The sequence below is a fragment of the Streptomyces sp. S6 genome (assembly GCF_054880855.1).
The window spans coordinates 47,697-56,494 of record NZ_JBTYMC010000007.1; the positions used below are offsets into that span (position 1 = coordinate 47,697).

The following is an 8,798-nucleotide window of genomic DNA, read 5'->3' on the forward strand; positions in this document are numbered from 1 at the left end:
CTTATCCGGCAGTTCGTCGGGAATTCACCCTTCCTTTCCCTCTGCCGCTTTGCCCCGACTGCCACTAGATTCAACTCATGGCGGAGACGAAACGCGAGATCGAGCGCAAGTACGAATCCGACGAGAGCGGGCTTCCGGACCTGACCGGTGTCGCCGGGATCGAGAGCGTGGTCGACAAGGGTGTGGCGGAGCTGGACGCCGTCTACTACGACACCCTGGACGAACGGCTGGCGGCGGCCTCCATCACCCTGCGGCGCCGGACCGGGGGATCGGACGCCGGGTGGCATCTGAAGCTCCCGGTGGGTCCTGGGGTGCGGGACGAGGTGCGGGCACCCCTCTCACCAAGTCTGCCGCGCAGCCTCGCGGGGCTGGTCAGAGCGCGGGTGCGAGGTGCCGAACTGGTCCCCGTGATGCGGTTGCGGTCCGCGCGGGACGTGCGGGAACTGGTCGACGGTGAGGGCCGGCTGCTCGCCGAGGTGAGTGTGGACGCGGTCCGGGCCGAGCGGCTCAGTGGGGGCGACGGCTCCGTCCAGTGGTCCGAGATCGAGGTGGAACTCGCCGACGGGGGCGACCCTGCGCTCCTCGACCAGATCGAGAAACGGCTCCGCAAGGCCGGGGTGCGCCGCTCGTCGTCGGAGTCGAAACTGGCGCGGGCACTGGCGGAGACGGCGCCGAAGAAGGGGAAGCCCAAGGGCGGCAAGGGGAAACAGGGCAAGTCCAAGAAGGCCGCCGACGAAACCCCGGCCGGCCCCGCGGCCTCCGTGCTCCCCGGCACCGCCGCCCACCACGTCCTCGCCTACCTCCGTGCCCAGCGTGACGCCATCGTCAGCCTCGACCCCGCTGTCCGGCAGGACGAGTTCGACTCGGTGCACCGGATGCGGGTGGCCACGCGGCGGACGCGCAGCGCGTTCAAGTCGTTCGGCAAGGTGCTGGACCGCGAGGTCACCGACCCCATCGGCGAGGAGCTGAAGTGGCTCGCGGGGGAGCTCGGCGTCGACCGGGACCGGGAGGTCCTCACCGAGCGGGTCACGGCGGCGCTGGACAAGCTGCCGAGGCACCTCGTCGTCGGCCCCGTCCGCACCCGCGTCCGCACCTGGTCGCACGCCCGCCGGGGCGGATCGAGGCGCCGGCTCATCGCCGTCCTCGACGGGAAGCGGTACCTCGCGCTGCTGGACGCGCTCGACGCGCTGGTCGCGGAGCCTCCCCTGCTGGAGGCGGCGGCCGGGACGCCGGAGAAGGTGATCGCCAAGGCCGTCCGCAAGGACTTCGCGAAGGTCGCCGCGCTGATCGAGGAGGCGCTCGCGCAGCCGTCGTCCGGACCCGAGCGGGACCTCGCGCTGCACGAGGCGCGCAAGAAGGCGAAGCGGACGAGATACTCCGCCGAGGCCGCCGAACCAGCGCTCGGGGACCCGGCGACCGCGCTGGTCAAGGCAGCCAAGTCCCTCCAGAACCTCCTCGGCGACCACCAGGACAGCGTCATGGCCCGCGAGGCGCTGCGCGACATCGCCCGCCAGGCGCACGCGGCGGGGGAGAGCGGCTTCACGTACGGGCTGCTGTACGGCCGTGAGGAGCGCAGGTCGGTCGACGACGAGGCGGAGCTGCCGGGGCTGTGGGAGTCGGTGAAGGGCGGGACGGGGGTCTGAGCGGACGGGGGAGACCCTCCGGTCGCGTTAGGCTGGGTGGTCACCCCTGTCGTTCTTGTTTTTCTCCCGCACACGAAAGTTCGCGCGATGTCTGTCGAGTCGGTGTTCCCGCAGCTCGAAGCACTGCTCCCGCATGTGCAGAAGCCGATCCAGTACGTGGGCGGCGAGCTGAACTCCACCGTCAAGCCCTGGGACAGCAGTGACGTCCGCTGGGCCCTGATGTACCCCGACGCCTACGAGGTCGGGCTGCCCAACCAGGGCGTCATGATCCTGTACGAGGTGCTGAACGAACGGGAGGGCGTCCTCGCCGAGCGCACGTACAGCGTGTGGCCGGACCTGGAGGCGCTGATGCGGGAGCACGGCGTCCCTCAGTTCACCGTCGACTCGCACCGCCCGGTGAAGGCGTTCGACGTGTTCGGGCTCTCCTTCTCCACCGAGCTGGGCTACACCAACATGCTCGCGGCCCTCGACCTCGCGGGCATCCCGCTGGAGGCGAAGGAGCGCGGCCTGGACGACCCGATCGTCCTCGCCGGCGGGCACGCCGCGTTCAACCCCGAGCCGATCGCCGACTTCATCGACGCGGCCGTCATCGGGGACGGCGAGCAGGCGGTCCTCGACATCACCGACATCGTCCGCGCGTGGAAGGCGGAGGGACGCCCCGGCGGCCGTGAGGAGGTGCTGTTCCGGCTCTCCAGGACCGGCAACGTGTACATCCCCCGGTTCTACGACGTGGAGTACCTCGCGGACGGCCGGATCGCCCGCGTCGTCCCGAACCGCAGCGGCGTGCCGTGGCGGGTGTCGAAGCACACCGTCATGGACCTCGACGAGTGGCCCTACCCGAAGCAGCCGCTGGTGCCGCTCGCGGAGACGGTGCACGAGCGGATGTCCGTCGAGATCTTCCGGGGCTGCACGCGCGGCTGCCGGTTCTGCCAGGCCGGGATGATCACGCGGCCGGTGCGGGAGCGGTCGATCACCGGGATCGGCGAGATGGTCGAGAAGGGCCTGAAGGCGACCGGCTTCGAGGAGGTCGGCCTGCTGTCGCTGTCCTCCGCCGACCACAGCGAGATCGGCGAGATCGCCAAGGGCCTCGCCGACCGCTACACCGAGGACAAGATCGGCCTCTCCCTGCCCTCGACCCGCGTGGACGCGTTCAACGTCGACCTCGCCAACGAGCTGACCCGCAACGGCCGCCGCTCCGGCCTCACCTTCGCCCCCGAGGGCGGGTCCGAGCGGATGCGCAAGGTCATCAACAAGATGGTCTCCGAGGACGACCTCATCCGCACCGTCGCCACCGCGTACGGCAACGGCTGGCGGCAGGTGAAGCTGTACTTCATGTGCGGCCTGCCCACCGAGACCGACGACGACGTCCTCCAGATCGCCGACATGGCCGCGAACGTCATCGCCAAGGGCCGCGAGGTCTCCGGCGCCGGTGACATCCGCTGCACCGTCTCCATCGGCGGCTTCGTCCCCAAGCCCCACACCCCCTTCCAGTGGGCCCCCCAGCTCTCCGCCGAGGAGACCGACGCCCGCCTCGGCAAACTCCGCGACAAGATCCGCGGCGACAAGAAGTACGGCCGCTCCATCGGCTTCCGCTACCACGACGGCAAGCCGGGCATCGTCGAGGGCCTGCTCTCCCGGGGCGACCGCCGCATCGGCTCCGTCATCCGCGCGGTCTACGAGGACGGCGGCCGCTTCGACGGCTGGCGCGAGCACTTCTCCTACGACCGCTGGATGACCTGCGCCGCCAAGTCCCTCGCAGCCTTCGACCTCGACGTCGACTGGTACACCACCCGCGAGCGCACCTACGAGGAAGTCCTCCCCTGGGACCACCTCGACTCCGGCCTCGACAAGGACTGGCTCTGGGAGGACTGGCAGGACGCCCTCGACGAGACCGAGGTCGAGGACTGCCGGTGGACGCCGTGCTTCGACTGTGGGGTGTGTCCTGCGATGGACACGCACATTCAGGTGGGGCCGACGGGGAAGAAGCTGTTGCCGTTGAGCGTCGTCAACAAGTAAGTAGGAGGGCGGGCCCTTCCCGGTGGGGGAGGGCCCGTTCGTGTAAGCGGTTCCTGGGGAGGGCCTGCGTTCGATGAGTCGTCGTTCCGGATCGCTCGGTGTCTGGGCCGAGATGCAGCGTCAGCAGCAGCGCCAGGCGGAAGCCGCCGCCCGGCAGCACAGGGAGTGGGAACGGCAGGAGCGCGCCAGGCAGCGGCAGGCCGCCCAGGACCACAAGGCGTACCGGCAGGCGGAGGCCGCGCGGCGCACCCAGGAGCTGGAGGACAGGGTGACCGCGCTCCAGGGACTGCTGGCCGCCGGCTGCCTGGCACCGGTGTTCAGGGCCGACTCGCTCAGCCGGACCGAGGAGCTGCCACCGTTCGATCCGGGAGCCCTGGGACGGCCCGTCGAGATGCCGCATCCCGGCCAGTACCCGGCACAGGGCGGCGGCTGGACGGCGAGTTCACGGGAACGCGCGCAGGCCGAGGCCCGCGCCCGCTTCGAGCAGGCGTGGCACGCGGCCCAGACGGCCGAGGCCCAGCGCCGACAGCAACTGGACGCCTACCAGCGGGAGTACGAGCAGTGGGCGCGGGAGCAGCGGGCGGAGACCCGGCGGTACAACGAGGGCGTCGCCGCGGTGCTCCGGGCCGTCGAGCGGGCAGAGCCGGACGCCGTCGTCGAGTACTTCACCGCCGCGCTCTACGCGTCGCAAGGATGGCCCGACGGCTTCCCCCGCCGGCTCACGGCGGCCTACGACCCGGCCGCCCGGGAACTCGTCCTGGACTGGGAACTGCCCGGCTACGACGTCGTCCCCGAGGCGAAGTCGGTGCGGTACGCGCCGGGTGAGGACCGGGAGAAGGAGACCGCGCGCCCGGTGGGACAGCGGCGGACGCTGTACCGGGAAGTGGTGGCGCAGTGCGCGCTGCTCGTCCTGCACGAGCTGTATGCCGCCGACACGTTCGGCGTGCTGGAGTCCGTCGTCCTCAACGGCATCGTCGAGGGGGCCGACCCCGCGACCGGCCGTCCGGCCAGGCTTCCGCTGGTCACGCTCCGGGCGGCGCGGCGGGTGTTCACCGGACTGCTTCTGGCCCAGGTGGACGCGGTCAGCTGTCTGACGGAGGGGCTGCGCGGACAGCTCTCCGCCCGGCCCGACCAACTGACCGCCGTACGGACGGGACGCCGCCCGGAGGACGTCGGGAACCGTGTGGTGACCCACGCGGACGGCGGGGTGGCCGGTGAGGAACCCGACCTGTACACGATGGACCCGATCGCTTTCGAGGGCCTCGTCGCCGAATTGTTCCGGGCGATGGGGATGCGGGCGGTGACCACCCAGTGGTCGGGGGACGGCGGGGTCGACGTCGATGCGACGGATCCGACGCCGATCCGGGGCGGGAAGATCGTCGTGCAGGTGAAGCGGTACCGCAACACCGTGCCGCCGACGGCCGTGCGGGATCTGTACGGCACGGTCCAGGGGGCGGGCGCCAACAAGGGCGTGCTGGTGACGACGTCGTCGTTCGGGCCCGGTTCGCGGGACTTCGCCGCCGGGAAGCCGCTGGAGCTGATCTCCGGCCCCGAACTCGTCGACCTCCTCCACCGGCACGGTCTGCGCGGACGACTGGGCGACGGCGAGGCGCGGCCCGAACCGGGCGACGGACACAGCGTGCTGGGCATGTCCTGGACCGGGACGGTCGCGCTGGACGTGTGCGCGCTGGTGTGCAGGGGCGGGCGGGTCCTCGGCGACGAGTACTTCGTGTTCTTCAACAACCCCGGGACACCGGACGGTTCGGTTCGGGCGGTGCCCCCGACCTCTCCGGACAAAGCCGCGCTGAGGGTCGACTTCGACGCGCTGCCCGCAGGCGCCGACCGGCTCGTCCTGGTCGCCGCCGTCGACCCCGAGGCCGATCCGCACGCCGACCTCACCGGTTTCACCGACGCCCGCATCCGCCTCCTCGACTCCACGGCGGCCGAACTCGGCGTCCTCGAAGTCTCCGACGGCCGCTCCGGCGAGACCGCCCTGGTACTCGGCTCCTTCCGCCGCCGGGACAGCGGCGACTGGGACTTCGTCCTCGGCGGGAAGGGATACCGCGGCGGTCTGGCGGACTTGGTCCGAGACCACGGTCTCGACGTGGAGTAGCCCGCGTGGGGGACAGGCACAATTCCGGTATGGACGAGATCGTCGTGCGGGCCGCCGAGGAGCGGGAGTTGGGTGTTGTCGCGGGGCTGCGGTGGCGGTGGTTCGTGGAGGAGGGGAAGGTGCCGGTGGTGGGGCGGGAGGAGTTTGTGCGGGAGTTCGTGGGGTGGGCTCGGGAGAATGAGGGGTCGCACTGGTGCTTGGTGGTGGCGCGGGGAGAGCGGGTTGTGGGAATGGCGTGGGTGGGGGTGGTGAGGAGGGTTCCTACGCCTACGGCGCTGGGGAGGGCGTCGGGGGATCTGCAGTGTGTGTATGTGGTGCCTGAGGAGCGGAACTCGGGGGTGGGTGGGCGGTTGTTGGAAGGGGTGTTGGAGCGGGCTCGGGAGGTGGGGGTTGAGCGGGTGACGGTGCATTCTTCGGTGCGGGCCGTGTCCGCTTATGTGCGGGCCGGGTTCGAGGGGTCGGGGAGGTTGTTGCAGGTTCGGTTCTGAAGTGGGGGCTGTTCGGGCGCATCTTCGGGGGTCGGCGTAGCGTCTGTGTCGTTATGGATCTGGAGAAGTCGGCAGCGGGTCGGGGGGCGTCTGTGGAGCGGCAGGGTGGGGAGGGGTGTCTGGTTGTCGCCGTGCGGATTCCGGTGCGGATCGTGGTGTTGGTGCTGGTGGTGCCGGTGAGGGTGGTGTGGGACGGGCTCGTTGTGGTGGGGCGGGTGGTGTGGGACGCGGTGTTGAGGCCGGTGGGGAGGGGGCTGGGGTGGCTGGGGAAGGTGGTGTTCGGGGGGCTGTGGCGGTGGGTTGTGGTGCCGGTGGGGGAGGGAATGGCTTGGCTGGGGCGGGTTCTGGTCGTGGTGCCCCTCGTCGCGTTGTGGCGGTGGGTGGTCGTGCCGGTGGGGACGGGGATCGCCTGGGTGTGGGCGAACGGGGTCGTTCCTGTCGGGCGTGGGGTGATGTGGGTGCTGCGCGGGATCGGGGCCGGGGCCGGGTGGTTGACGCGGTGTCTGGTGGTCGTGCCCGCGGTGTGGTTGTACACGTGGGTGCTGACGCCGGTCGGGCACGGGGTGGGGGCCGCGCTGTACTGGACGGGCCGGGTGCTCGTCGTGTGGCCGGTGCTCGGGGTGTGGCGGTGGGTGCTGGTGCCCGTCGGGCGCGTGCTCGGGGTCGTGCTGCGGGAGGTGGGGGACGCGCTGGGGCACGCCTGGCGGGTCGCCGGGTATGTCTCCCTCGCCGTGTGGCGGTTCCTCGTCGGGGTGTTCCGGTGGGTTGTGGTGGAGCCGGTGCGGTGGGTGTACGCGACGGTGCTGACGCCCGTCGGACATGTCGTGCGGGACGCCGTGCTGCGGCCCGCCGCCGACGCCGTCCGGAGTATGGGGCGCGTCACCCGGCAGGTGCTCGGGGCCGCGCGGGAGACGGCGCGGGAGGTACGGGCCGATCTGCGGCGGGCGCTGTTCGGGGGGCCACGGGAGAGGGAAGCGGTCGTCGGCCGGGAACCTCGGGAGCGCGAGGCGCGTATTCTGGACAAGAGGTCTGGTGCCGCAGAAGTCTCCCCGCCGTCGCGGGGGTGATCCGGACCGGCGCACCGGGGAGGCGACGACCCGGAGGCGCCTCTCCGCAGCACAGACCGCACGACACAAGGAGAGGTCCCCCTGGGCAAGCGACAGCCCGAAGGCCCGCCGCCCGCACCCGCGGTGCAGCGCATCCGACTGCGTTACACCAAGCGCGGTCGCCTTCGGTTCACCAGCCACCGTGACTTCCAGCGCGCTTTCGAGCGGGCGCTGCGCCGTGCCGAGGTGCCGATGGCCTACTCGGCGGGGTTCACACCGCACCCGAAGGTGTCGTACGCCAATGCCGCACCCACCGGCACGGGCAGTGAGGCGGAGTATCTGGAGATCGCGCTCACAGCGGCGCGGGACCCGCGGAAACTGCGGGAACTGCTCGACGAGTCGCTGCCGGACGGCCTCGACATCGTGGACGCCGTCGAGGCGAAGACCTCGGGGCTCGCCGACCGGCTCACCGCCTCCGTGTGGGAGCTGAGACTCGCCGGGGTCGACCCGGAAGCGGCCGGTGAAGCGGTGGACGCGTTCAACGCGGCCGAACTGGTCGAGGTCCAGCGCGCCACGAAGAACGGCGTACGGAATTTCGACGCCCGCGCGGCTGTCGTACACCTGGAAACAACACAGAGTGAAACGGCTGATAGGCCGACCGACCAGCCCTGTGCGATACTGCGGCTGGTTGTTCGGCACGTGACGCCTGCCGTTCGACCCGACGACGTCCTGTCCGGTCTCCGCGCCGTGGCCGACCTGGCGCCGCCGGTCCCCGCAGCGGTGACCAGGCTGGCGCAGGGGCTGCTCGATGAAGAGACCGGCACGGTGACCGACCCGCTCGCGCCCGACCGCGAGGCATCGGAGGCCCCCTCAACGGCCGAACCGATCGCCGCCGCGAAGGCGTAGGCAGAGGGAAGGTCCCGCGAAGGACGGCCGGCGTAGCGCCGCCCTCGTACTCGGGAGCCACCTGGGTCGGGCAGCGCACTGACCACAAAGACTTTCGCCAGGCCGTACGCAACATGGCGTACGGAACCGGCGAGACAGGACACGGAAAGCTCCCGTGCGGCGCCCGCGCCCCGGCGGCGGTGAACGCGAATCGCGTACCCGCGGACGTCAGCGGTGATCGGCCTTCATGGCCGACGCCGGACCAAAGCGCGGCGCCCGGGAGCCTGACGGGAGAAACGCCCGCATGCTCGAAACGACCGACCCCGCCGAGGGTTCCGAACCGAACAACACCCCCAGCGACACCCTGCCGCCGCGTCGTCGGCGCCGTGCCGCGTCCCGGCCGGCCGGTCCGCCCGCCGGTACGGAGGCCTCCGCCGAGAGCACCTCGGCCATACAGGCCGACCCCGCCGACACCAGCACCCCCGCCGCACCCGCGACGGCTCCCGAGGAGCAGGCGGCCGACGCGCCGGTTGAGACCGCTCCCCGCTCCCGCCGCCGGGCCACCCGCAAGGCGTCCGCGCCCGCCGGTGCGCCCAAGGCCGCCGAG

At 71.5% G+C, this 8,798-nt stretch carries 7 protein-coding genes; all 7 read left to right on the forward strand.

Annotated features, from left to right (window positions below; all coding sequences use genetic code 11):
* Positions 1–77 precede the first annotated feature (77 nt).
* Positions 78–1,643 (forward strand): CYTH and CHAD domain-containing protein, encoded by a 1,566-nt coding sequence (locus ACVNF4_RS02140; protein ID WP_461800893.1) that lies wholly within the window; start codon positions 78–80, stop codon positions 1,641–1,643.
* Between the two features lie 87 nt (positions 1,644–1,730).
* A complete protein-coding gene (locus ACVNF4_RS02145; RefSeq protein WP_461800894.1) occupies positions 1,731–3,659 on the forward strand; it encodes a TIGR03960 family B12-binding radical SAM protein in 1,929 nt (642 codons plus the stop codon).
* 73 nt (positions 3,660–3,732) lie between these two features.
* Positions 3,733–5,772 carry a restriction endonuclease gene (locus ACVNF4_RS02150; protein ID WP_461800895.1) on the forward strand — a complete coding sequence of 680 codons (2,040 nt, stop codon included), beginning with the start codon at positions 3,733–3,735 and terminating at the stop codon, positions 5,770–5,772.
* Between the two features lie 29 nt (positions 5,773–5,801).
* Positions 5,802–6,260, forward strand: a complete 459-nt coding sequence (locus tag ACVNF4_RS02155; RefSeq protein WP_461800896.1) for a GNAT family N-acetyltransferase — start codon at positions 5,802–5,804, stop codon at positions 6,258–6,260.
* 53 nt (positions 6,261–6,313) lie between these two features.
* Positions 6,314–7,327: a hypothetical protein gene (locus ACVNF4_RS02160; protein ID WP_461800897.1), complete on the forward strand. Its 1,014-nt coding sequence runs from the start codon at positions 6,314–6,316 to the stop codon at positions 7,325–7,327.
* Between the two features lie 123 nt (positions 7,328–7,450).
* Positions 7,451–8,212 (forward strand): TIGR03936 family radical SAM-associated protein, encoded by a 762-nt coding sequence (locus tag ACVNF4_RS02165; RefSeq protein WP_461800898.1) that lies wholly within the window; start codon positions 7,451–7,453, stop codon positions 8,210–8,212.
* Between the two features lie 283 nt (positions 8,213–8,495).
* The coding region (locus ACVNF4_RS02170; protein WP_461800899.1) for a hypothetical protein at positions 8,496–8,798 on the forward strand (303 nt) is incomplete at its 3' end.